Source organism: Staphylococcus gallinarum, from assembly GCF_000875895.1.
GTDB lineage: Bacteria > Bacillota > Bacilli > Staphylococcales > Staphylococcaceae > Staphylococcus > Staphylococcus gallinarum.
Map to the genome: position 1 here is coordinate 18933 of NZ_JXCF01000050.1, position 26574 is coordinate 45506.

At 29.9% G+C, this 26574-nt stretch carries 22 protein-coding genes and 3 tRNA genes; 18 read left to right on the forward strand and 7 right to left on the reverse strand.

Going from position 1 to position 26574, the window contains the following annotated elements; all coding sequences use genetic code 11:
* The first annotated feature begins 34 nt into the window (after nucleotides 1–34).
* Nucleotides 35–430, forward strand: coding sequence for a replication initiator protein A (locus SH09_RS12745; RefSeq protein WP_042740018.1), 396 nt, complete (start codon nucleotides 35–37; stop codon nucleotides 428–430).
* A gap of 1012 nt (nucleotides 431–1442) precedes the next feature.
* Nucleotides 1443–4088, forward strand: a complete 2646-nt coding sequence (locus SH09_RS12750) for a CDP-glycerol glycerophosphotransferase family protein (protein WP_042740019.1) — start codon at nucleotides 1443–1445, stop codon at nucleotides 4086–4088.
* A gap of 587 nt (nucleotides 4089–4675) precedes the next feature.
* Here the strand turns inward: SH09_RS12750 and purU are convergent.
* Entirely contained in the window at nucleotides 4676–5527 is an 852-nt protein-coding gene (gene purU / locus SH09_RS12755) for a formyltetrahydrofolate deformylase (protein WP_042740020.1), read from the reverse strand.
* Nucleotides 5528–5955: 428 nt separating this feature from the next.
* On the opposite strand from purU, the gene xdrA reads away from it, so the two are divergent.
* The 6 genes from xdrA (at nucleotide 5956) to yhaM (ending at nucleotide 13608) form a co-directional block, all read left to right on the forward strand.
* Nucleotides 5956–6420, forward strand: coding sequence for an XRE family transcriptional regulator XdrA (gene xdrA / locus SH09_RS12760; RefSeq protein WP_042740021.1), 465 nt, complete (start codon nucleotides 5956–5958; stop codon nucleotides 6418–6420).
* 271 nt (nucleotides 6421–6691) lie between these two features.
* Nucleotides 6692–7822, forward strand: coding sequence for a DUF445 domain-containing protein (locus SH09_RS12765; RefSeq protein WP_042740022.1), 1131 nt, complete (start codon nucleotides 6692–6694; stop codon nucleotides 7820–7822).
* Between the two features lie 68 nt (nucleotides 7823–7890).
* Entirely contained in the window at nucleotides 7891–8235 is a 345-nt protein-coding gene (locus tag SH09_RS12770) for a YlbF/YmcA family competence regulator (RefSeq protein ID WP_042740023.1), read from the forward strand.
* Between the two features lie 312 nt (nucleotides 8236–8547).
* Nucleotides 8548–9732, forward strand: a complete 1185-nt coding sequence (locus SH09_RS12775; protein ID WP_042740024.1) for a metallophosphoesterase family protein — start codon at nucleotides 8548–8550, stop codon at nucleotides 9730–9732.
* 1 nt (nucleotide 9733) lies between these two features.
* Nucleotides 9734–12667: an ATP-binding protein gene (locus SH09_RS12780; RefSeq protein ID WP_042740025.1), complete on the forward strand. Its 2934-nt coding sequence runs from the start codon at nucleotides 9734–9736 to the stop codon at nucleotides 12665–12667.
* The gene (gene yhaM, locus SH09_RS12785) at nucleotides 12667–13608 is read left to right on the forward strand and encodes a 3'-5' exoribonuclease YhaM (RefSeq protein WP_042740026.1); all 942 of its coding nucleotides are present in this window, start codon (nucleotides 12667–12669) and stop codon (nucleotides 13606–13608) included. The genes SH09_RS12780 and yhaM overlap by 1 nt, the downstream gene beginning before the upstream one ends.
* A 113-nt stretch (nucleotides 13609–13721) precedes the next feature.
* On the opposite strand, the gene SH09_RS12790 is transcribed toward yhaM, so the two are convergent.
* Nucleotides 13722–14360: an FMN-dependent NADH-azoreductase gene (locus SH09_RS12790; RefSeq protein ID WP_042740027.1), complete on the reverse strand. Its 639-nt coding sequence runs from the start codon at nucleotides 14358–14360 to the stop codon at nucleotides 13722–13724.
* A gap of 82 nt (nucleotides 14361–14442) precedes the next feature.
* Here SH09_RS12790 and SH09_RS12795 point away from each other — a divergent pair, with 82 nt between their 5' ends.
* Nucleotides 14443–15384: a helix-turn-helix transcriptional regulator gene (locus tag SH09_RS12795; RefSeq protein ID WP_042740028.1), complete on the forward strand. Its 942-nt coding sequence runs from the start codon at nucleotides 14443–14445 to the stop codon at nucleotides 15382–15384.
* A gap of 424 nt (nucleotides 15385–15808) precedes the next feature.
* Here SH09_RS12795 and prsA read toward each other — a convergent pair whose 3' ends face one another.
* The 4 genes from prsA to SH09_RS12815 all read right to left on the reverse strand — a co-directional run bounded on the left by prsA (nucleotide 15809) and on the right by SH09_RS12815 (nucleotide 18788).
* Nucleotides 15809–16801, reverse strand: a complete 993-nt coding sequence (gene prsA, locus SH09_RS12800; protein ID WP_042740029.1) for a peptidylprolyl isomerase PrsA — start codon at nucleotides 16799–16801, stop codon at nucleotides 15809–15811.
* A gap of 313 nt (nucleotides 16802–17114) precedes the next feature.
* Nucleotides 17115–17675: a DUF3267 domain-containing protein gene (locus SH09_RS12805; RefSeq protein ID WP_042740030.1), complete on the reverse strand. Its 561-nt coding sequence runs from the start codon at nucleotides 17673–17675 to the stop codon at nucleotides 17115–17117.
* Between the two features lie 237 nt (nucleotides 17676–17912).
* Nucleotides 17913–18284 (reverse strand): YtxH domain-containing protein, encoded by a 372-nt coding sequence (locus SH09_RS12810; RefSeq protein WP_042740031.1) that lies wholly within the window; start codon nucleotides 18282–18284, stop codon nucleotides 17913–17915.
* Between the two features lie 78 nt (nucleotides 18285–18362).
* Nucleotides 18363–18788 carry an HIT family protein gene (locus SH09_RS12815; RefSeq protein WP_042740032.1) on the reverse strand — a complete coding sequence of 142 codons (426 nt, stop codon included), beginning with the start codon at nucleotides 18786–18788 and terminating at the stop codon, nucleotides 18363–18365.
* Nucleotides 18789–18915: 127 nt separating this feature from the next.
* Here SH09_RS12815 and ecsA point away from each other — a divergent pair, with 127 nt between their 5' ends.
* Nucleotides 18916–19653, forward strand: coding sequence for an ABC transporter ATP-binding protein EcsA (gene ecsA, locus SH09_RS12820; RefSeq protein WP_042740033.1), 738 nt, complete (start codon nucleotides 18916–18918; stop codon nucleotides 19651–19653).
* Nucleotides 19650–20873 (forward strand): ABC transporter permease EcsB, encoded by a 1224-nt coding sequence (gene ecsB, locus SH09_RS12825; protein WP_042740034.1) that lies wholly within the window; start codon nucleotides 19650–19652, stop codon nucleotides 20871–20873. Before ecsA ends, ecsB begins: the two co-directional genes overlap by 4 nt.
* Before the next feature lie 59 nt (nucleotides 20874–20932).
* Here ecsB and SH09_RS12830 read toward each other — a convergent pair whose 3' ends face one another.
* Nucleotides 20933–21436 (reverse strand): signal transduction protein TRAP, encoded by a 504-nt coding sequence (locus SH09_RS12830; RefSeq protein ID WP_042740035.1) that lies wholly within the window; start codon nucleotides 21434–21436, stop codon nucleotides 20933–20935.
* A gap of 263 nt (nucleotides 21437–21699) precedes the next feature.
* Here SH09_RS12830 and hemE point away from each other — a divergent pair, with 263 nt between their 5' ends.
* The 7 genes from hemE to SH09_RS12865 all read left to right on the forward strand — a co-directional run bounded on the left by hemE (nucleotide 21700) and on the right by SH09_RS12865 (nucleotide 26555).
* Nucleotides 21700–22734: a uroporphyrinogen decarboxylase gene (gene hemE / locus SH09_RS12835; protein ID WP_042740036.1), complete on the forward strand. Its 1035-nt coding sequence runs from the start codon at nucleotides 21700–21702 to the stop codon at nucleotides 22732–22734.
* An 83-nt stretch (nucleotides 22735–22817) separates the two neighbouring features.
* Nucleotides 22818–23741 carry a ferrochelatase gene (gene hemH, locus SH09_RS12840; RefSeq protein ID WP_042740037.1) on the forward strand — a complete coding sequence of 308 codons (924 nt, stop codon included), beginning with the start codon at nucleotides 22818–22820 and terminating at the stop codon, nucleotides 23739–23741.
* 17 nt (nucleotides 23742–23758) lie between these two features.
* Entirely contained in the window at nucleotides 23759–25162 is a 1404-nt protein-coding gene (gene hemY, locus SH09_RS12845; RefSeq protein WP_042740038.1) for a protoporphyrinogen oxidase, read from the forward strand.
* Between the two features lie 169 nt (nucleotides 25163–25331).
* A complete protein-coding gene (locus SH09_RS12850; protein ID WP_042740039.1) occupies nucleotides 25332–25886 on the forward strand; it encodes an RBBP9/YdeN family alpha/beta hydrolase in 555 nt (184 codons plus the stop codon).
* A 422-nt stretch (nucleotides 25887–26308) separates the two neighbouring features.
* A tRNA-Met gene (locus SH09_RS12855) sits at nucleotides 26309–26382 on the forward strand.
* A gap of 13 nt (nucleotides 26383–26395) precedes the next feature.
* Nucleotides 26396–26471, forward strand: a tRNA-Asp gene (locus tag SH09_RS12860).
* Nucleotides 26472–26482: 11 nt separating this feature from the next.
* Nucleotides 26483–26555 (forward strand) — tRNA-Phe (locus SH09_RS12865).
* Nucleotides 26556–26574: the final 19 nt, after the last annotated feature.

Below are 26574 nucleotides of genomic sequence, written 5' to 3' on the forward strand. Positions count from 1 at the left end.
AGTTTTTCATAAATTAAAGAAAGTGGTGTAAACCATGTCAAATATATATTATACGGATAATGACACTAATAACTTAGATTATTGTTTAGCACCAAAAATATTAATGTATACGGACTATTACATTAATATGAGTACCAATGCTTTTAAATTATATATTTTTTTACATGATAGATTAAAAGTGAGTATTCAAAAAGGGCTTAAAAATAATAAAAATCAATACTACACCCACATGTCTATAGCAGAAGCTGAAGCACTATTTCACTGGTCAAAAGTAGAGTTTGAGCAGTTAAAGCAAGAATTAAAGTCATATAATTTATTATGTGAAGTACTTAGTGAGCATCACAAAGAAAACCTACTATATTTAAAAAAATGTAAATGTTCGCAATTAGAGCATAATAATTATGAAAAAATGTTAGTTCATTCAAATTAGTATTATTGACTTAACAATGCATGTTAAAAATAAGCAGTATTGATAATTTAGTAGTGTAGTGTTTATTAAATTATATGAAAGGGTCTTATTTTTTAATGCATCTTAAAGTAAAATTATCATTTTTAGATTGTATTGTGGCGTGACTCCTGAGGGGACAGGACAGAAGACTAGAGGCTGAAGCTGCTCCCCCTAGGAAAGCGAGCCAAAAACACGAAAACATTTAATAAAAAGCACTCAGATAAATTCATTCATCTGAGTGCTTTTTTTGGTCTTAAACTCCATAAACCGTTAAAATTTTAGATTCTGTAAAGTGTGACACTCAAATGAAATAGTATAGAAGACAAACTATTCTTGCGTACCATATGAACAAAAATAATAGACATATGAATCATGTTATAGGATATTAAAAATTAAAAACACTGAACAATTAAGGGTTAGTTTCTTTAACTAGCTATACCGAAACGATAGTGGACAAGTAAATATGGTCAAAAATAATAAAAACCAATTTTTATACATCATAGAAGTACTATATGCTCTTTCGACAAATAAAGAATATTATATTTATTTTAGTGAATTTGATTATTTTAATTAATATTTAATAGAGAACATTTGAATGAAAACGTTATATTCATCGTATACATTTATAAAAACAAAAAAATGTATTGGAAATAATTTGAGATAGTGATAATATGTTTTAGTGTCATTTTCCACATATGAAAATATATGTTTTTGATAAATTTTTGAATGATATAATTTTGATGGATATAAAACTTTAAATTTTGATGAAAGTCCTGAAAAATGATTTTATATTACATTTTATTTTAGTTGTGTTGAAATTAGGGAATATTTTAATTCATACTAAAATATTATATAAATTCTTTTAATAACGGGAATAAACATGTTATACATCGAAGTAACTGGGAAGTTATAAAAGTGAAATATAGATAATTAAAATTATGTCTCTTTGCAACTACGATATTTAAATTATTAAATATGAATAGGAGAGATGTTAATGGGGATACTATATAACGTAAAGAACTTATTAATTAAAAAGTTTGATTGTATAGATCTATATGATAAAGGTCATAAGATTGAAATTCTTTTTAAATATAAAAATTTCATCTTACCTAAGGAATCAGGTTTTGAGCTAAGAGTTCAAAATAAAAAGACTGCTGCTAAATTTCGAAAAGCTAAACTCAATCATTTAGTAATGGAAGTGGATAAAGCGGATTTAGTATTTCAAGAATATGAGCCTTTTTTGAAATTGAATTTATATTATAACAATGAAAAGTTATGGGTTAAGAATACTGTAGAAAATGAGTTATACCTTTCTTTAGATAACGTACTGTGTAAATTTAAAACGGGCAAAGATATGTTTATTAAAAAGGTCAATGAATCTCAACTATTTTTAAATAAATATGTTAAAAGTAGAGCATATATTGAAGGTTCCAATTTGATTTTTAATACGAGCAAAAATATTAATTTCAACCAATTACTGTTGGTAAAAGAATCAGATAATATTTTAATTGATATAAAACAGATTGGTGACGCTCAATTTACAATTCCAATTGAGAATATCGAATCCCTTGTTATGCAAGAATTTGATCGAGTATTTTTAATCAAAGATGACGTTGCCTATAGGGTTAAATTTAATGATGAATATGAGTTTAATTTATATCACTATCATATTCAAATAAATGATAGACAATTCTATGTGTATCACAAAATATTGAACGTTTCTAATATTGTTATTAACGAGGCGCCAAACAAGACTGGCTATATAGTTAAAATTAATAAAACTGAAACAGAACCGATAATTAAATTCGAAAATTTAGTTTTAATGAATAATGAAAATCATACAATTGAAACTTATCCGGTAAGAACATTTAATGATCATCTAACAGCGAAAATACCTTTTGAGACATTGACTGAAAATGCATCTAAAAAGAAACTATATATAGAAGGTATTGAAATTGATGGAGATACGGAACGAAGTGTAATTTATAGTATACGCGAACAATATGCTGATAGGGCCGTTTATCAATCAAATATTAGTATTAACAATCAGTATTACATTATGGAATTCTATTCTAAAAGAGGCATTGAATTATTATATAGGAAGCCTTTTTTCAAAAATGGAATAAACTATATTAAAAATGATAAAATCAATTTCTTCATTAAAGCGGATGATTTGTATTCACATTGTACATTTACGCTTACATTTGAAGATAGATACACGAATGATTGTGTTGAATATCAAATTGATGTTGGTGAGACTGAACTAAAATTAGATTATGAAGCAATAGATCAAATAGTGTCAAAATCAAAAACTGTTGTGGACTTATTTATTAATATAAAAGAAGAGGACACAATTGTAAGAAAAGAAAAAATACGATATAGAACCGTTAATTATAAGAAGGATGCATTTTTCTCGCAACATGTATTTGATTCAATAAATGAGAGGGTATTTTATTTAAGCACAATTACGCCATTCAAAAATATAAAATTAGAGAGATTTTCTATTACAAAAGAACAAATGAATGTTATGAATGCTGCTAAAAAAGATAATAATACTTGGTTGATTTCTGAAAGATTTGATACTGCTCAAGATAATGGCATTGTGTTCTTTAAATGGTTGCAGCAATATACGAATATTGACGCTTATTATGTAATAGATACGGAATCAGCAGATTATTCAAAAATAAAAGATTATGATAATGTTTTAGAGTTTGGTTCGTTGAAACACTTTGAAATTGCAAATAAAGCGAAGGTATTAATCTCAACACACGATTTAGAAAATGTACTTCCATATAAGCCTGCGAAAGGTTTTTATGGTTATGAGCATACATTGAAAGTATTTTTACAGCATGGTGTGTTAGGTCGTAAAAATGTTGAATATCATAAAGCATTCTATGATTTGCCATTTGATATGTTTAATGTAAGTAGTGAAAGTGAGAAGCAAGACGTTGTAGTGAATCAAATGGGATACGCTCCACAAAACGTATATGTGACAGGATTGTCGAGATTTGATGAACTACCAATTAACGAAGATAATCAACAAATTAAAAAGGTATTAATTATGCCGACATGGAGAGACTGGTTGAATAGTGATATTGCCTTTGAAAATAGTGAATATTTAGAGAGATATTTGAATTTAACAAAAAATAGAGATCTAAATCAATTAATTGAAAATAACAATATAGAAATTAATTTTTATCCACATTATAGAGCGCAGCATTATTTCAAATTATTCTTAACGAATAACCATATTAGAGTGAAATATGTAGAGTTGGGTGAACGTACGGTACAATCATTGTTAATTGAACATGACTTGCTAATTACCGACTATAGCAGTGTGAGCTTTGACTTTACTTATATGAATAAACCAGTAATATTCTATCATTTCGACGTTAAACGCTTCTTTAGAAAAGGAATTCTAAGACCGATTCATGAAACCTTCCTCGGAGATATTGTAAATGATGAGAAAAGTCTGGTGACTTTAATTAAATCATATGTTGAAGGAACAAATGATGTTAAACCGGTTAATAAGCAATCTATCTTTACAAATATTGACCAAAGCAATAATTTAAGAATTTATAAAAATATATTACAACGCTTAGAATCAGAAACGCAAGCTAATTTCAATAATAAAAATTGATATAGGATAAGACAGAACGAATTTAAACCAGCCTACTTAAAGCAATCGAGTGGGTTGGTTTTTATATTTCAAATAGTTTAATACATAATAGAAAATAAACGAAATATTTTAAGTATAAATGGTCGTTAAAATCTTCTTAATTAGTAAAAAAAGCGAGTTAAAGGGGAGTAATATTTATAAAAAGACTAATATATTGAAAGTGACCAATAACAAGTAATATAAAATTGTATGGATAATTATGCATATATGTATCAAACGAAATACAGATTTACAATAATATGATAGTGCTTAAACTTAGAAAATTTTTTTATATTATCAGGTTTTTTCAAATAGTTAAATATTAATTTTAACTAAAACAATATTATTACTAAAAAGAATGCGCTTTAAATCATTTAGTTGTCAATGTTTTTAATGTCGAAATTCATTTTAAATAAAAAAAGACCTCGCCAGACATTGATATTAATATCTAGCGAGATAGACAATTTATTATAAAACAGTGTCACAACTCATGTATTTATTCCAATTAATGAATAGTGAAATGCATAATTAAACAGTTGTGTTATATTTAATATTGTTAGAATGTAGATTTAAGCAAATACAATTGTTTTGTTACCTTCAGTGACAATAACTTTATGTTGTACATGTAACTCAACAGCTTGAGCTAAGACACGTGATTCTACATGACGGCCAATTTTACGTAAATCTTTAACATTATATCTGTGGTTAATTCGTGTAACATCTTGATCAATTATTGGCCCTTCATCTAAATCAGAAGTAACATAATGGCTTGTAGCACCAACAAGTTTCACACCACGTTCCCAAGCTTGTTTATAAGGGTTTGCCCCGATAAACGAAGGTAAGAATGAGTGGTGAATATTTATAATTTGATTTGGATAGTGACTAACAAAGTTATCTGTTAATATTTGCATGTATTTTGCTAAAATGATTAATTCTACTTCATGTTGCGCACATATATCTAAGATTTTTTGTTCAACTTCTTCCTTAGGTTGTGTGCTTGGTACATGGAAGAAAGGAATATTGAAAGCATCAGCAAAATGCTTATTATTTTCATGGTTACTTACAACACAAACGATTTCGGCAGGAATTTCACCACGTTGTACTCTTAATAATACTTCGTTAAAAGCATGGTCTTCTTTAGAAACAAATAATGCAATTTTTGTTTTTTTACTATTATCAAATAATTCAAATTCGATATTATTGTCTTGCAACTCTTGTTCTAAGGCTTGTTTCAATGTATCAACCTTTTCAAACTCAAATCTTAAATATAATTTACCTTCTGAATCTTGATCACTATCATATTCTGTAAAATGATCAAGGTGTAAAATATTTGAATTATGTTTAGCAATAATGTTGGTAATGAGTGACGTAATGCCGACTTTATCTGAACAAGTTGCTAATAATATGTATTTATCTTTCATTTATATGGACACCTCAAATTTTAAAAGTAATTCAAATTATAATGAAGATTCTGAATAAAGTAAATCAATATAATTGTATTTTGCAATTTTATAAGAAATTAATTTTTAACTGTACGAGACGTAGTGAATTAGGCTATAATAATTATGGTCTTTTTACTTCAAAAAAGTAAAAAGTAATCAGGATGCGATACTACATAATGAATTAATACGCTTTCACAATGCCTGTTGTCGCTTGTTAAGGCAATATAGGGAATAAGATTGATTATTTTGATAATTTCGCCAATAATTAAAAACAATGAAAATTTCATTTCACTCTTTTATTTTATTAAAATTTATATTAAGATGTAATTTGTGTTTCAAGAAGCGTGTATTTTTGCAATTTCTTGTGTCCGGATAAAATATTCTTTTATGAAAGGTAGATTAAAGTAATGGATAGACAGACTTTTACAGATTTAATTCAAACAAAATTTAAAATGGTTCGTATCGAAGCGGGTTATACGCAAGATACTATGGCTCAGACTATAGGTCTTTCAAAGAAGACATTAGTTCAAATAGAAAAAGAGAGAGTATTACCTAACTGGACAACATGTGTGTCAATTTGTGCATTATTTAGAGATTCAGATGTGCTAAATAGTACGTTTGGCTGTGATCCATTAGAAATGGTACAAACAATTTCTCGTAACCATTGTGCATATCCAAATCATTCAACTACAAGTGATATTTATTGGAATACTGTAGATACTCGAAATGGTTTTATTTTACAAAGTAACAAAGTTAGCGATATCTATCGTGTGCTTAATAAAGAAACGCAACCTATTTTTGGTACTTCAAAAATGAGAGAAGCGGAAACATATTTCGGTAGAATTTCTAAAGAAGAATTAATGCACGTATAAATGAATGCATTATAAAGTGATAGAAGAATCATTATTTATATGATTTAGTTTTAAAGAAAAGAAAGTGCTTAAATTATATTTGAATGATTTAGTCACTATATTATAAATTTGACCTAAACAGAGATTTAGGTCTTTTTTATTTTTATAAACAAATTAATAAACATAAAAAGGTGTTATGCTACACATTTAAGTATGGTATGTTATACAATGTGAAAATAGTTTTACGTATTAATAAGACTTATAAAGATAATATTTAAAGGAGTTTATGTAAATGCATGCATTTCTGATCATAATATTTATGATGGTTATAGGTGCGTTAATTGGTGGTGTAACAAATGTTATTGCAGTTCGAATGTTATTCCATCCTTTTAAAACATACTATATATTTAAAAAAAGAGTACCATTCACACCAGGTCTTATTCCTAAAAGACGTGGTGAAATCGCAGATAAAATAGGACAAGTTGTAGAGGAGCATTTACTTACAGAATCAGTATTTAAATCAAAATTAAATGCACCGTCTTCTAAAGAAGCGATAGAGGCATTATTACTACAACAAATAGCTAAATTAAAACAAGATTCTACAACAATACAATATTTTGCAAATAAGTTAGACGTTGATGTCACTGACTATACAAACGATAAATTACAACAGTTAGTTCATACTAATTTGGATAAATTTTATTTAGAACATAAAGACCAACCAGTGAATATGATTTTGCCTGAAGAAATTGAACAAGCAATTGATGAAAAAGTTACGTTATTACCGGATTTATTATTTTCGAGGGCACGTGTTTATTTACAATCTGATAAAGGTGCAACAGATATTGCATCGATGTTAGATACATTTTTCCAAGAAAAGGGGAAAATCGTAGGGTTATTACAAATGTTTATGACGAAGGAAAGTATCGCTGAACGTATACAGCAAGAATTAATTAGATTGACACAGCATCCGAAAGCGAAGTCAATTGCAACTCAAGTGATTGATAGTGAATATCAGACGATGAAAACCAAACACCTATCTGAATTAGTGACTGCCACTCAATTTGATTCGTTTAAGCAGTCAGCAAGTGATTTAGCAGTAAGCTATCTAGCTATAGATGACAAAGCGCAACAACCATTACATCAATTAATGCCAAACTTTATATCTTTCTTAGAAAATAAAGTAGCAAAGAAATTAACAGATGTAATTATAGAAAATGCATCAGAACATCTTTCACCAATAATGAAAAAGATCAATTTAAGACAATTGGTAGAGGAACAAATCAACACATTCGATTTAGACTATATTGAAAAATTAATTATTGATATCGCCAATAAAGAATTAAAATTAATCATGTTTCTTGGTTTTTTATTGGGTGGTATTATTGGTCTATTACAAGGCGTAATTGCTATCTTTGTATAACATAATAAATTATGTTATTGTAATAGCGATGTGGTTTTAACACATAAACACAAAAGGAGTGAAGCAGAATGGCAGTAAATTTATACGATCATGCTAATCAATTAGAACAAGCTTTAAGAGAAAGTGATGAATACAAAGCAATTCAAAACGCTTATACTAAAGTTAAAGAAAATCAAGAATCAAAAGACTTATTCGATGAGTTCCGTGAAACTCAATTAAGCTTCCAACAAAAACAAATGCAAGGTGAAGAAATCGGTGAAGAAGAGCTACAAAAAGCACAAGAACAAGCTCAAAAAATCGAAAATGACTCTAATATTTCTGAATTAATGGCTGCTGAGCAAAACATGAGCCAAGTATTCCAAGAAATCAACCAAATCATCGTTAAACCTTTAGACGAAATCTACGCTGACTAATACAAAATTTTATCGTGGAAATGATTTGTGAAAGTTAACATATAGTTAATATTGTACAACTTTCAAGCTGTCGACAAAGTTTCAAACTTTGTCGACAGCTTTTTTTGTATTGAGTGATTTCATCAACAGTAAATGTAATATATTGTCATTACTTGTTTTATCGACTGATGCTTTACCATTGTGGTAAAATATATAGATACTAGGTGGTGACATGTGTGCTTTTTAATAAGCAAATTATTTTTGTTAAAATTAATTTTATAGCATAGCATACATAGCTACAAATACCTTTCTATAAAGGAGAACATATATCATATGGTTAAATTTATTCATTGTGCTGATTTACATCTAGATAGCCCTTTTAAATCTAGAAGTTATTTGAGTCAGTCTATATTTGAAGATATGCAAAATAGTGCTTATGAAAGCTTTAAAAAAATTATAGATTTAGCATTGAATGAAGAAGTTGATTTTCTAATTATTTCTGGTGATTTATTTGATCAAGAGAATCGTACATTGCGAGCAGAAGTATTTTTAAAAGAACAATTTAATAGATTAGCAAAAGAGCAAATTTTTGTATATATATGTCATGGAAACCACGATCCATTATCTGCAAATATTGGTACTGAATGGCCAGAAAATGTGTCGGTGTTTTCTGAAAATGTTGAAACATATCAAACTATTACTAAAAGTGGAGAAGAAATCTATTTACATGGTTTCAGTTACCAAAATGATGCCAGTTATGAAAATAAAATAGATGCTTATCCATCAAGTCAAGGTCAAAAAGGTATTCATATAGGTATCTTACATGGAACATACAGTAAGACAAATTCAAAAGATCGATATACGGAATTTAGATTAGAAGATTTAAATAGTAAGTTATATCATTATTGGGCACTCGGTCATATTCATGAAAGGCAAGCATTAAGTGATATGCCTCAAATTCATTATGCTGGTAATATTCAAGGTCGTCATTTTAAGGAACTTGGCGAGAAAGGCTGCTTACTAGTAGAAGGAGACAATTTAAAGCTAAACGTAACATTTGTACCTACTCAATTTATTCGTTTTGAAAAGGCAACAATAGAAACGGATAAAACCTCGAAGCAAGGTTTATTTGAAGTGATACAGGCCTTCAAGGAACAAGTAAGAAAGAATGGTAAATCAATTTATCAACTTACAGTAGAAATTACCACTGACCAATTTGTGTCTGAACAAGATTTAATTCAAGTTGAAGAAATGATTAGTGATTATGAAGAAAATGAACATAATTTTGTATTTATTGAAGACTTGACTATCCGCAACCAATTTGAAGATCAAAATACGTTAGTTAAAGAGTTTGCGCCAGAACTTATAGCAGACAATAGTGTTTTCGATCAAGCGATGAATGACTTATATTTAAACCCTAAAGCTTCTAAGTACCTTGAAAATTATAATGACTTTGATCGACGTCAGTTGATTGAACACGCTGAACAACTATTGAAGTCAGATATGAGGGGGGAATAAAATGAAAATCAAATCATTAGAAATTTATGGTTATGGTCGTTTTGTAGAGAGGAAAATTGATTTTGATGATCATTTTACGGAGATTTATGGTGAAAATGAAACTGGTAAGTCTACAATACAAGCCTTTATTCACTCAATACTATTCGGTTTCCCGACTAAAAAGGAAAATGAACCAAGATTAGAACCACGTATGGGCAATCAATATGGTGGAAAGTTAACCTTAATCCAAGATGATGGCTCACAAGTAGAGGTTGAACGTATTAAAGGTAGTGCAGTAGGCGATGTAAAGGTTTATTTACCAAATGGTATGATTAAAGATGAGGCATGGCTGAAAAAAGAGTTGAATTATATCTCTAAACGTACATATCAAGGCATATTTTCTTTTGATGTATTGGGCTTACAAGATATTCATAAGAAAATGGATGAAACACAGCTTCAAAATTATTTATTACAAGCAGGCGCTTTAGGTTCGACAGAATTCACAAGTATGCGTGAACTAGTGAATGAGAAGAAGGAATTGTTGTATAAGAAAAATGGTCGTAACCCTATAATTAATCAACAAATTGAGCAATTGAGAGAATTAGAAACTCAAATTAGAGAAGAAGAAGCAAAGCTAACAAACTATAAACGTTATGTCGATGATAAAGATAAGTCAGAACGCCGTTTGAATCATTTGAAACAAAATTTAACCCAATTATCTAAAATGCACGATCAAAAACAAAAAGAATTAGCTTTACATGAACAAACTCAAGAATGGAAAGCATTGGAAGCGGATTTAAATATAGAACCAATCCAATTTCCAGAACAAGGTATTGATCGATATGAAGCTGCTAAACTTCAAACACAAAACTTAAAAAGAGATATTGGTTTACGTGAAGAACGCTTAGCGCATTTAACAGCAGAAAACGACAAAATTAACTTACCAAAGCAAAGTGATATTGATTCATTTAATCATATTCAGCAACAAGAAAATGAAATAAAGCAAAAGGAATATGAATTAAAATCCTTAGAAAAAGACATTTCAGATAAAGAACGCGAAAAAACAGGTTTAAAATCAAATATTGGTTGGCAAGATGTACATCATCACGTTGATAGTTCTGAAGCAATGAAGAGTCATATTAGTAATCAAATTAAGCATAAACAAGAACAAACAGCTATTATTCAACAGTTAGAACGCAATATTGAAGAAAATAAAATAGATAAAGATACGAATAATGCAGAGATGGATGCATTAGAAAAGGATATTGTTCCTGAAGAAAACTTTGAGAAAAAGAAACAATATAATAAGCGTGTATTTGAATTACAAGAAAAAAATAATTTATATCAGAAAATGAAAGAAGCTTTTGATATTGAACAACGTGAAAATGAGAGGAAACAAAATCTATTCCGTATGAGTTTAATTATCTTAGCGGTTATAGGCATTGGATTAACTATATTTTCATTTGTATCAGCAAATATCATTTTCGGTGTTATATTTGCATTTTTATCTGTAATCTTTATAATTGGTATTTTTATGGTTAAATCAAAAGAAGTTGGACATAGTGAAACTTTTTCTAAAGAAATTGATGACCTACAACATAAAATTAAGCATTTAGAAGATAATTATGATTTAGACTTTGACTTAGATGATCAATATAGAGTTAGAGAACAATTACAAAATGCAATTAAGACTAAAGAGGCATTAGATAAAAAAGCAAACTATTTAACGACGAATTTAGAACAAGCTAAAAAACACTATCAAACTGCTGATAATAATATTAATAGTGTGAAAGCCGATTTATACCTTTCTGATAAAATGTCAGATGAATTAATCATAGATAGTATTGCAACAATGAATAAAGTAAAAGAACATGACACGCACATTATTGAGTTATCTGAACAGGCGCGTCAATTGAAAGAAGAAATTATAGCATTTTATAATCATGCAAAGGAAGTTACTAAAAATCAGTTTACTTATGTAAGTGATTTGTCATTATTTCACGATGTGAATCAGTGGTTGAAAGAAGAGACAAATAATGTTGATAAATGGAACCGCAATGATGAACAAATTAAATTATTACAAAGTGAACTTGGTCAATTACAAAAGCGTTTGACAGAAAATAATAATGTAATTAGTGAACTCTTTGGATTTGTAAATGTTCAAAATGAAGAGGACTACTATCAACACCATGTACAATATCAAACGTATCAACAACAAATGTCAAGATTTAATGATTTATCTAAATATCTTGAAAATCAAAATTATTCATATGATGTGAGTTCTAAATTGAGTGAGAAAACATTGGCTCAACTTCAAGAAGAGGATGAAACATTATCACGTCAAGTAGATGATTATAATGACCAATATTTAGAAATGCAGGCAGAAGTGAGTGACTTAAATGCTAAAATTACAGATATGGAGACCGATAAGACTTTAGCAGACTTACGTCATAAGTTCCACATTCTCAAAAATAAGGTTAATGATGAAGCCAAAGATTGGGCTAGCCTAAGTTACTTACAGTCATTAGTAGAAGGCCACATTAAGCAAATAAAAGATAAACGTTTGCCACAAGTGATAAATGAAGCAACAGATATTTTTAGTCATTTAACAAATGGTAATTATGTACAAGTAACTTATGCCAATGATGAATTAATGGTTAAACATTATAATGGACAAATGTATGAGCCTGTTGAATTGAGTCAGTCAACGAAAGAAATTTTATATATTGCATTAAGACTTAGTTTAATTAAGACGTTAAAACCATACTATCCATTTCCAATTATCATAGATGATGCATTTGTTCATTTTGATAAGCGCAGAAAGGAAATCATGATGAACTATTTAAGACAAATGCCGTCAAATTATCAAATGTTATACTTTACTTGTGTGAAAGATACAAGTGTGCCTTCAAAACAAATAATCACACTGAACAAATATGAGGAAGGCGGTAAATAATGAGAAATGTAGAGAAATTAAACCCAGGAGATGCTGTAGATCACTTTTTCTTAATTCACAAAGCGACACAGGGTGTTACTGCACAAGGGAAAGATTATATGACACTTTACTTGCAAGATAAAAGTGGTGATATAGAGGCGAAATTGTGGACAGTTACTAAGGATGATATGAAAATATTAGAACCAGAAAAAATTGTGCATGTACAAGGTGATGTCATTAATTATCGTGGTAGAAAGCAAATGAAGATCAATAAAATTCGTCTTGCAACATCTGAAGAAAACCTTAAACCACACGATTTTATTGATGGAGCACCATTATCGCCAGATGAAATACAAGATGAAATTGCTCACTTTATGTTAGAAATTGAAAATGCGAGTTTACAACGTATTACACGTCATTTAATCCGAAAGTATCAGGAGGCATTTTTCACATTTCCAGCTGCGAGTACGCATCATCATAATTTCTCTAGTGGTCTAAGCTATCACGTGTTAACAATGTTACGTGTGGCTAAGTCAATATGTGATATTTATCCGTTACTTAATCGTAGTTTGTTATACAGTTCGATTATCTTGCACGATTTAGGTAAAGTAAAAGAACTAAGTGGTCCAGTGGCTACTTCTTATACAGTAGAAGGGAATTTACTTGGGCATATTTCAATTGCGAGTGATGAAGTTGCAGAAGCAGCGAGAGAATTGAAAATTGATGGTGAAGAAGTTATGTTACTAAGACACATGATATTGGCCCACCATGGTAAAATGGAGTTCGGATCACCGAAATTACCACATTTAAAGGAAGCGGAAATATTATTCTTTATCGATAACATAGATGCTAAGATGAATATGTTTGAAAAAGCCTATAAAAAGACTGACAAAGGTCAATTTACTGAACGTATCTTTGGTTTAGAAGGCCGTCAATTTTATAATCCGAAGTCAATCGATTAATACAAAATCCCACTATAAACTGTGATTATTATAGATTATAGTGGGATTTTTATGTGCTTAAATAAGTTGTTGTAGAAGCGTTATAAGTCATTTAAACAGCGATTGTTACTTTTTTATTTATAAAATGCTGGCAATTTGTTAAACATTTCTCGTTGGGCATTTGTCATTACTTCATTATCGCTATAAATCGCTGTACCCTCTGCACGAACGATATTAAATGAATCAAAGCCCATTATTTCTTCAAACATCGCTTTTAAATAGTCATATGAAAATTCAAGTTTGGTATAACGATCATTATTAGTATAGACGGATCCACTCGCTTGTAATAATAAGCCTTTATAATTATCAGTCATTAATCCTACTGAACCATCAGAAGTATACTTGAATGTTTCTCGAGCAATTAAAATGTTGTCCATATAGTCCTTCAATTTTGAAGGTATATTAAAATTGTGCATAGGCATCACAATTACAATACGGTGATGCTCTTTAAATTGAGTAATTAATTCGGTCCAAATATTAAACAGTTGAGATTCAATGGTATCAAGTTTTTGATGATTATTTTGCTTTTCCCAAATGTTTAATAATTGTTGATTATCTAACTTAGGAATTACAGTTTCATATATATTTAAAGTAGTTATTTCTGTATCAGGGAAGTGTGTTGCGATTTCGTGCTTGAATAAATTTTGTAATTTAGCAGAATACGTATTCATATTATAGTAATTTGGATGTGCATTAATTAATAGTGTTTTCATTGTAATAGCTCCTTATTCATTTGATATACTTAGTATATTATTCAAAGGTGTCAGAATATGAAACCATTGAAAGGAGTATTTTATGAAAAAATCAGAACGTTTAAATATGGAGCTCATTTTTTTAAAAGATAAATCAAGCTTTCATTTAAAGGATCTTATGGTCGAATTTAATATTTCGAAAAGTACAGCGATAAGAGATATAAAAGCTTTAGAAGAAATGGGATTAGCATTGTATGTTGAAAATGGTCGATTCGGTGGTTATAAAATAATTTCTGAAAATTTATTGACTCCAATTTACTTCAATAATAATGAGATGTTGGCAATATTTTATGCATTAAAATCAATGAGCGCATTAACTACAACTCCTTTTGAAAAAACGTATGCTCAACTTAGTGAAAAATTGTCCGCAACAATATCGCCAAATTTAAGGGATGAAATTACTGAAACACTAAATTACATACATTTTCATACAGTTTCACCTGTGAAAAAAACAAAATATTTAGCTACGATATTAGAAGTTATCCAGAGTAATGATGTTGTAATGATACATTATTCCCAACATGAACCAATTATTTATGAACGTATACAGATTTATGAATTATTTTATAGAAGTGGTGTATGGTTTTTTAGTGGCATGGACTTGATTCGTGGTCAGTGGGGCATATATCGCTGTGATTATGTAGATATGCTTGAAAAAGTAGAAGATAATTTAGCTAAATATACACGCTCACAATTGTCTGATTTAGAAATTGACTATGAACAGAACTATCACGATATAAACTTTAAATGTGAATTAACAGCCTTTGGAGTGGAATTATTTTTAAAAAAGTCCTATCCTAATATGTCATTAGAATATATTGAGGACAAACCATTTATTGTTGGTGGATATAATGAAGGTGAACTACAGTACATGATTGATTATTTAATATCACTTGGTGAAAATGTTAAAATTCTATACCCTGAATCATTAAAAATAAATTATATGACGAAGTTGAAGGCGATATTGAATCAATATCAAAAATGATGATTTGGAGCTAGCTGATAATAATAGATGTGTAGAGCATGGTTGAAGGTACGTGAATTTTAAAAGGATAGTATGCTAATCTGTATACAGCTTAATTATATATTGTACATATCTGATTTATGTTAGATATCGCTATGTACTGATCTATAAATTGTTCAATTTTGTTGTATAGTATCAGACTAGGGCAGTGTGACGAAAAATAACTGTTCAGAAAAACAAAACGTCAATTTCTATTAGTAAAAGATAGAAATTGACGTTTATTTTGTAGTTAGAAGTAATTAAGTCACTGACTACATTAATGATTTTAATGATTTGATTTGTATTATATATATCATACGTATATATTTATTAAGTTGTCTTAGTGTCTACTATGTGTAGCATAAGCGTCTTGTCTAATGAACCAATAATTTCTTGATATAATACGTTATTGTCCAGTTGACATGCTAGAACCACTTTGTTGCATAGCTTGTTGTTGTTGCTGCTGTTGCTGCTGTTGTTTAATCTTATCTGGATCTAAGATTGAATCTTCAATAGCTTTTTTAATATCTCTGTCTTTGTAGTCAACTTTATATTCATCAAGTAATTCTTTGTATGCATCTGTTAGTAATTTAGGATTCTTTTGCACTTTTTGTTGGATTAATTGTGATTTAAGTTTTGATTTTTGTTTATCAAAGTCTGATTCTTTATCAGCTTTGATGATGTGGTAACCGTAATCTGTTTTAACGACTTTAGATACGTCGCCTTCTTTCAATTTAAATAATGCTTTTTCAAATGTGCTGTCCATTTGACCTTTGATTACGTAACCTAAGCTACCATCTTTTTTCGCAGATGATGTATCTTTTGATTCTTTCTTAGCAATTTCTCCGAATTTATCAGGATTTTTAGCAACTTCTTTTTGAATTTCTTCAGCTTTTGCTTTTGCTTTTTTATCTGAAAGGCCTTCTTTATCATCTTTGTTTTCTTTAACTTTGATTAAGATGTGTGAAGCTTTTTTAGTATTCTCTTTAATATCTTTGTCAGATATATCTACTTTGTCATTTAACAATGCCTTTTGATAAGCTTGTAATTTTTTCTGTTCTTTGTAGTCATCAAGTGTCATTTTTTGTTGTTTTAACATGCTTTCAAATTGGTCTTTACCGCCATATTGCTTCTGTTCTTTTTCAACTTCTTTATCAATATCTTTAGTATCAACTTTATCTTTGTATTTATCTGCCAATAATTTGTTTAACAAGATAGAGAATGAACTATTTGCGATTTGTTCGTCGCCTAATTTATTCATTACATCTTCGACTTTAACGTCGCCAGCTTTTGAAGAAATAATTGTATCATCTTTAGAATCTGTAGCACTATTACCACAAGCACTTAATAATAAGGCACTTGCCGTAATTGGAAGTAAAACTTTTTTAAATGATTTCATAGTTGGAAACTCCTTTTGTAATAATAACAACGTAAATATAACATATTATTGATTATACACCAATTAGAAACCCCGTTAATAAGACTATAGTACTAGGAGGAATTGCAATTTTGGAAGTAATTTAAATAAATGTACTAAAGTTAGTTAGAAGATATAGCATAGCGATAATTTGATAGTGTTTGCGTAATATTAATAAATAATAAATTGAGCAAAGTATTAATGACAATTAAAAAACAAAAAAAGCAACTTCTATATCCATGTAATAGAAGTTGCTTTGTAATTATGTTAACAGATAATTTGTTACATAAAATTGTTATTGTAAATTTTGATTCATTTCTACTTTATTTAAAATATTTATACCTGTTTGGTGCTCTTCGATAAATTTTCCTTCATTAGAAAAAAGAATTATTTTTAAATAAAGAAAATCCATCACTGAGTAACCCATATTTAAAGCGATGATAAACATGAGGTAATGACCATATTGTGGAAATAAAGCACTAATATATGCACAAATCGGTGTGATGACTAACACAGGTGTGATTAAATCAAAACAAAAATAATACTTATTCACAGGAGTGTTTACATAGGTATTATAAAATGGGACATACTTACCTCTAATTAATTTGTATTTTCGAAAGGATTTATAATACGGAAATAAAAAGGCTAAGTGAATGGCCTTATGAATTGGATATAAAAAAACGACGAAAATTAAAAATATTATAAAATATCGATCCGTTAACTTTGTATCTGAAAAGAAGTACAAAATTTCATAAGCAATTAAAAAAGTAATAATCGTTGTAACGATACTTAGAAATGCAATTCTAGGTAGTCCGAAACGTGCATTTATATCAATTTGACGAGAGCATAAATACATTTAAACACCATACTCCTTTTGATTAATAAGAACAGTTAATATACTTTCGTATTATCTAACTTAAAGTCTCAAACGTCAAGCTATAATTTCCTACAAATTACAAGCGAAAGGGTATTAATGTGTTCATAGAAAATTAGTGTTTAAAATTGAAATAAAAAAACTTACTCCATAGAGAATAGGAGTAAGTTGGATTTGATTTATAATAATAAAACGATGTAGCTTAGTATTCAATAAGAGTTATTTATCACTTTCAAATGTTTTGCTGATTTCTTCGCCACGATTTTGAAGGTTTTCAATGTGAGATTGCAGACGTTTAATATTAGGATCAATATCTGATTTAAAGTCACCAATCATTGTTTTTACTTCGTCGCCTATTGAGCTACCAAATTCTGTACTTTCAGATTTGATTTGAGCTACATAATTTACAATATCATTAATATTTTGTTTGATAGAATTAATTTCTCTGCTTACTTCTGATTCAGCGCCAGTTGGCTTTCTAGTTTGGGCGTTTAATTCAATCGACTCTTTTTTATCACGATTCATTAATGCAACACCTAGACCAGTTGCAACTCCAGCACTAATTCCTAATAAAATTTGAGCTGTTTTCATAAAAATTCTCCTCATTTCTAAATATCTCTTATTCATTAACATTTTTTATATACCCATTATACTATGTGGTAAGCATGTTTAGTTGAATTGAGCAGCGATTTCTTTTGCAATTTTTGCTTTTTGTTGATCATCGATACTATCTTCGTGTGTTGTCCATTTATAACCAAAACCATCAACATCGTTTTCATATCTTGGTAACAGGTGGAAATGAAGGTGGAAAACAGATTGATCGGCAAATTCACCGTTATTTTGTATAATATTTAGTCCATCAGGATTAAAAGCTTTCTTAATTGCATTTGCAACTTTTGGTAAAGCAACCCCAATATGTTTCATAGTTTCTTCATCTGTTTCAAAAATATTAGCAGAAACTTTTTTCGGAACTAATAATGTATGACCTTTAGTTACTTGTGAAATATCTAAAAAAGCATAAACATAATCATCTTCGTATACTTTATGGCTAGGAATATCGCCATTTATAATTTTACTAAAGATTGTTTCTGACATAAATCTTCACTCCTTCTATGATAGTTACTGACTATTATAGCATTAGTCGTTTCTTTCCGTCATTTATCATTGTAAATTTATGAAGAACACGCATTTTTTGATACAATATAATTTATGGAGGTGCCTCATGACAGTAAAAGTAGAAAATTTAACAGGCGGTTATGGTAAACGACCTGTTATTAAAAATATGAATTTTGAATTAAAAAAAGGTGAAATTGTAGGCTTAATTGGACTCAATGGTGCAGGAAAAAGTACAACTATCAAACATATGCTTGGATTGTTGACACCAATGGAAGGCGAATTAACGATTTCTGATATAAATATTAAAGAAGATGTAGAAACATATAGAAGGAAATTATCTTATATACCAGAATCGCCCGTTATTTATGAAGAATTGACTTTACAAGAACATATTTATATGACTGCTATGGCATATGATATAGATAAGGAAGAAGCGATGAAGCGTGCACTACCTTTATTAAAAACATTTCGCTTAGAAAACGAACTCAATATTTTTCCGAGTCATTTCTCAAAGGGCATGAAGCAAAAGGTGATGATTATTTGTGCCTTTATCGTCGATCCAGAGTTATATATCATTGATGAACCGTTTTTAGGTCTTGATCCACTTGGTATTCAATCAATGTTAGATTTAATGGTTGAAAAGAAAGAAGAAGGCAGAACTGTATTAATGAGTACGCATATTTTAGCTACAGCCGAGCGATATTGCGACCAATTTTTAATAATGGATAAAGGTGAACGTGTTGCGTTTGGAAATTTAGAAGAATTAAGAGCACAAACTGGATTACATGGAAAAACATTAGATGAAATATATATTCATGTTACACAGGGTGGACACGATAGATGACCACAAATGCGAAACAATTATTTATCCAACGCAAACGTGAAATAGCAAAAGAGAAGAGATATTATAATAAATTTATTTTTAATGGCCACTTCTCTGTATTTCTAGTTATTTTACTCGGTGCCTTTATTATGGGGTATGCTGGTTGGTTACAATCGATACCTAAACATATAAATTATGCCTTAATTGCTAGCGTAGTTATGGCTGTGATTTCAATTTTTCCAATTAGAACATTATTAAAAGACGCAGATCGATTATTCTTACTACCATTTGAAAAACACATGTCAGAATATATGAAACAAAGTATAAGTTATAGTTATTTTACTCGAATTGGGTTACAGATATTAATGATAGTGATATTGTTTCCATTATTCTATGTCTTAAATGGTCAAACATTTGGTTTTTACGTTATATTTGCAATCTTGGCATTATTATTACCTTTATTAGGCCTTGTATTAAAATGGTTATGGTATAAATATAAACTAGAAAGCTGGTCATTATATACCTTACTCCTGATTATATATACATCGAGTTATTATGTTGCTTTAGGAGTGAAAAGCATAGCAAGTATAGTAGCAGTATTTATCCTTATTGGGTTAGCCATTATTTTATACAAAAGTACAGATAAACATTTATTCCCTTGGGAAAAATTAATTAAAATAGAACAACAACATCACATGAATTATTATAAATTTGTAAATATGTTTACTGACGTCAAACATTTAAAAGAGACTGCGGTAAGACGAAGTTATTTAGATCCATTATTAACTACACCGAAACAGAAAAAGTTCAATGCACAGCATATGTATTTATATTTATTTACGCGCAGCTTTGCTAGGGGGAAGGATGCATTTCATATTATATTGCGTCTTGTAGTGATTGCAATTATATTAATCATTTGGTTACAACAACCAGTGGTAGCACTCATCATAGGTAGTTTGTTTATGTATATTATCTTACTGCAAATGGCACAATTCTATACACAACAAGCATATGGGCTTTGGCCTCAAGTATGGCCAGTTCCTGATAGTAAAGTGATTAGGGGATATGAGCAATTTTTAAATCGACTTATGTTCATTATAGGGATCATATTCCTAATCGTTTACTTTATTGTAAATCCTACTTATGGTTTTGCTGGGGTAATCTTTTTCCTAGTAGGCTGGCTTACAGTTAGAAATGTAGTGAAAAAATTAAAATATCAAGAAACACTTTTAAGAGACTAAAAAAAGTGGTTGCTACTCATTTTAAATGAATAGTAACCACTTTTTTTGATTTTTAAATATTAATTGTCATCAATCGGGAATAAATAACGCTCAAAGTAACTTGAATGTTGACCACTTGAACCGAAATATTGACTTAAAGCAAGTTTGTCAAAATTATCTTTAAATACATCAGATGCTTTAAAATCTTCATATGCTGTTCTACTTTCAAAACCGAAATAAATTTTGTAAGTTAGACCTTGTTCGGGTTTTAAAAAGCGATAGCTTCGATAACCAGCGTATTGGTTAAAATCTGTAGAAACATTTTCTAATTTTTTCTCTAATTGATATGCGTGATCATCAGATGTTGGAATAAATATCACTGAGAAGAAATGATCTTTATTTAATTCACCTTCTGATTTCAACACATCGTAAACTAATGGCTGTTTTAACACTGATTTGTCTTCTGTTTCTTCTATAATAACTGAAGAATCAGATGCTGAGAATTGTAATAAATTGTGATCAGGATTGTTAAGTCTAATTTGATTTAAATAACCAAATGTACCATATGATGCATAAACTTTCATGAGATTTTCCCCCTTGCTTTGTTTTACAATATATAATAGGAATAAAATGCTTTTTATATACTTCTATCTATTTTCCCAAATAATTATAAAATATGCTTAGATAACATTATAATAGATTTTCACTAGAAAACAATAGTCAAATGATTGAGACATATATGTAAGTTGATTTGAATTTTTTATGACATTTAAGCACAAAGAAATACGCAATATATGCCAATGTGGTATTATAGATAAGAATGATTATAATGTAGGAGGGCATTAAGGTGCATAACAAAAATAATACAATTTTAAATATGATAAATGGTGAAGATGTCACTCACACGCCAGTATGGTTTATGCGTCAGGCAGGAAGGTCACAGCCAGAATATAGAAAGTTAAAAGAAAAGTATTCACTATTCGAAATCACGCATCAACCAGAGTTATGTGCATACGTTACGCACTTACCTGTAGACAATTACAATACAGATGCTGCAGTGCTTTATAAAGATATCATGACACCGTTGCAACCCATTGGTGTAGATGTTGAAATCAAATCAGGTATCGGCCCTGTTATTCATAATCCTATTAAAAACATTCAAGATGTCGAAAAGTTAGGGATGATTGACCCAAAACGAGATGTACCATATGTATTAGATACAATTAAATTATTAACAGAAGAAAAATTAAATGTACCATTAATCGGATTTACTGGAGCGCCTTTTACACTTGCGAGTTATATGATAGAAGGAGGACCTTCTAAGAATTACAATTTCACAAAAGCGATGATGTATAGAGATGAAGCTACGTGGTTTGCTTTAATGGATCACCTTGTAGAAATGTCAATTAACTATGTATCTGCTCAAATAGAAGCAGGCGCTGAGTTAATTCAAGTTTTTGATTCTTGGGTTGGTGCATTAAATGTCCAAGACTATCGTTATTATATCAAACCAGCAATGAACAAATTAATTAGTGGCATAAAGGCGAAACATGATGTCCCTGTTATTCTATTCGGTGTTGGTGCAAGTCATTTAGTTAATGAATGGAATGATTTGCCTATCGATGTGTTGGGCTTGGATTGGAGAATGTCGATTAAAGAAGCAAATAATTTGAATATTAATAAGACGTTACAAGGTAATTTAGATCCTTCTATTTTATTAGCACCATGGGATGTAATAGAGGAAAGATTGAAACCGATACTAGATGAAGGTTTAAATCACGGTAAACATATATTTAATTTGGGACACGGTGTATTCCCACAAGTTGATCCTGAGACCTTGAAAAAGGTAACTCAGTTTGTTCACCAATATACACAAAGATAGTAAGGCATAAAATATAACGAGCAAGAAAGACAAGTAATTATGTCATGTCCATCTATAAAAACAATACAAAGGATGATATTAAAATGACAAAAAAAATAGGCTTATTAGTTATGGCGTACGGTACTCCATATCAAGAAAGTGATATTGAAGCTTATTACACTGATATTAGACATGGTAAAAAACCAACTGAAGCTGAGTTGCAAGACCTAAAAGATAGATATAAATTCATCGGTGGTTTATCACCATTAGCGGGAACTACAAATAATCAAGCAGAAGCATTATGTAAAGCATTAAATGAAGCATATTCAGATGTCGAATTTGAACTTTATATCGGATTGAAACATATTCATCCATTTATCGAAGATGCAGTAAAAGCGATGCATAACGATGGTATTACTGAAGCGGTTACAGTTGTTTTAGCGCCTCATTATTCAAGCTTTTCTGTAGGCTCTTATAATAAACGTGCAGTAGAAGCAGCAGAACAATATAATATAACTTTCAAACATGTTGAACATTATTATGAACAACCGAAATTTATTCAATACTGGACTCAAAAAATCAACGAAACTTTGACACAGATACCTTCAACTGAACATGAAGATACAGTGCTTGTAGTATCTGCACATAGTTTACCTAAAGGATTAATCGAAAGAAATAATGATCCATATCCACAAGAATTACATCATACTGCAGAATTATTGCAACAACATTCAAATATTATACATGTTGCTGAAGGTTGGCAATCTGAAGGTAATACTGGAACACCTTGGTTAGGACCTGATGTGCAAGACCTTACACGTGAATTGTATGATGAATATAAATACAAACACTTTATTTACACACCAGTTGGATTTGTGTGTGAACATTTAGAAGTACTATTTGATAATGATTATGAATGTAAGGTCGTCTGTGATGAATTAGGAGTAAATTATTATAGACCGACTATGCCAAATACAGACCCCTTATTTATAGGTGCAATCGTAGACGAAGTTAAAAATGTTTATTAAAGGAAGCGTGAAATACTGTGAGTAAAAATATTGCAATCATCGGTGCAGGTATCACTGGCTTGTCTAGTGCTTACTTTATTAAAAAGCAACACCCAGAATGTTCGGTGACAATTTATGAAGCATCGAATCGAGCAGGCGGTAAGATACAAACCTATAGAAAAGATGGATATACGATTGAATTGGGACCAGAATCGTATTTAGGCAGAAAGCAAATTATGACAGAAATTGCTGAAGAGATTGGATTAGGTGAGGATTTAATCACAAACCAAACAGGGCAATCATATATTTATGCTAAAAATAAACTATATCCAATTCCCGGTGGTTCAATACTTGGTATACCAACAGATATAAAGCCTTTTTTAAAGACAAAATTAATTTCTCCATTAGGTAAGTTACGTGCGGGTAAAGATTTAATTAAACCATCATTAAATATCGATAATGATATCTCTGTAGGTCAGTTTTTCCGTGAACGATTAGGCGATGAAATACTTGAAAATTTAATTGAACCATTGATGGGTGGCATATATGGTACAGATATTGATGATTTAAGTTTAATGAGTACCTTTCCTGAGTTTAAACAAAGAGAAGAACAATTTGGTAGCCTAATTAAAGGTATGAAATATGAAAAGGAACAACGTCAAAAACAGCGTCAATTATATCCAGGTGCACCAAAAGGTCAATTTAAACAATTTAGACATGGTTTAAGTTCATTTATTGAGCATTTAGTTGATTATGTTATTAAACAAGGTGTTGAAATAAAATATAATACGCCAGTATCAACAATACGTAAAAATCAAAAAAGTTATGACTTAGTTATAGATGACAATTCTACATTTAGTCATGATGGATTACTAATTACTACACCTCATGAAACATTTACAAAATGGTTTGAAAACGACCCAGTATTTGATTATTTTAAATCGATGGATTCGACTTCAGTGGCTACTGTTGTCTTGGCATTTGATCAGCAGAATATTGAAAACACTCATGACGGTACTGGATTCGTAATTGCGCGTACAAGTCAAACTGATATTACAGCTTGTACATGGACAACGAAGAAATGGCCTTTTACTACTCCGGATGGAAAAGTATTGATAAGGGCCTATATTGGTAAACCAGGTGATACAGTAGTTCAAGATCATACAGATGAAGAAATCGTATCGATTGTGAGACGTGATTTAAGTCAAATGATGAAATTTAAAGGTGATCCAGAATTTAGTATTGTAAATAGATTGCCAAAAAGTATGCCTCAATACAAAGTTGGCCATATAGATAAAATAAAAGACATTCAAACGCATGTGAAAAAAACTTATCCAAACCTACGAATTACAGGCGCTTCATTTGAAGCAGTCGGTTTACCTGACTGTATTAGACAAGGTAAAGATGCAGTTGAAGAATTATTCATAGATTTGAATTTATAAACAGACAGTCATTTCTACTCAATATTTAAAAGAGTTAGAAATGACTTTTTTAATTAAAAAATTTAAAAACATAAAGAAGATATGAGATAATAATAAAGTGATATACATATTAATATAGTAATAAAAAAGGATAAGATAGGCTTTAATTTAGTGATGCGGGGGACTTATAATGACAGATATAATAATAGTCCATTCAAAATATGGCGATGCAACAAATCATTGGTACGAATGGTTAGCCAATAATTTAATATTAGAGGGGTATAATGTGACTTTATTCAATATACCGGTAGAAGATCGAGAAAATATGAATACTTGGGTTAAGCGAATGGAAGAGCAAATACAAGTACAAAAATATGAAACATATTTTGTAACTCACGGATACGGAACATTGGCAGCACTAAAATATATTGAAAAGACAGCGATTGGCAAGGTTGAAGGGTTATTCAGTATTTCAGGTTTCAAAGAGGATGCCCATGATATAGATGAAAATATAGAGTTAGATGTATCTATTGATTATAAAGATGTTAAGTCTAAAGTAGAACAATTTTATGGATTATGTGCAGTCGATGATAAATATGTTAACTATCAAGAAACAAAACGTTTGATGGATACATTAGGTGGTAGCTGTAAAATTACGAGCCATGGGGGACATTTTTTAGAATCTGATGGCTTTGACACTTTTAATGCGTTACAAATGAAAATGCAAGCTATAATGACGAAATAAAGTATTAATAAATATGAATAATTTTATAATCTGAAAAGAAAAAGTAACTCATTTCAATATAATATATGACGAAAAATAGCTTTGAACTAAAATGTCATGTTCATTTAAAGCTAAAAAATTAGAAAAAAATAGGGTTTTAATCCTTATTTACCAATAATTTTTGTATAAATAAGGAACTAAAAGTAAAAATATATTGTTATGTTCCTTTTTTACACAAAATACTTTCTTGAAGTTGTTGACTATACGCCGAAAACTTTATATACTAATAAAGTCTTAAGAGATAGACGCGATGTCCAAACGACAATTATCGCATTTAATATTTAATAAGTTATTAAGTGATTGTAAATTATTTTTAAAAAAGTGTTGACATTAACTTAACAAACATGATATATTAATTGGGTAGGCGTTATAAATAATATTAACGCGGGATGGAGCAGTTCGGTAGCTCGTCGGGCTCATAACCCGAAGGTCGGTGGTTCAAATCCGCCTCCCGCAATTACATAGTTTTTGGTCCCGTAGTGTAGCGGTTAACACGCCTGCCTGTCACGCAGGAGATCGCGGGTTCGATTCCCGTCGGGACCGCCATTACATATTATGGTTCAGTAGCTCAGTTGGTAGAGCAATGGATTGAAGCTCCATGTGTCGGCAGTTCGACTCTGTCCTGAACCATTACTGATTTTTGTGGCGG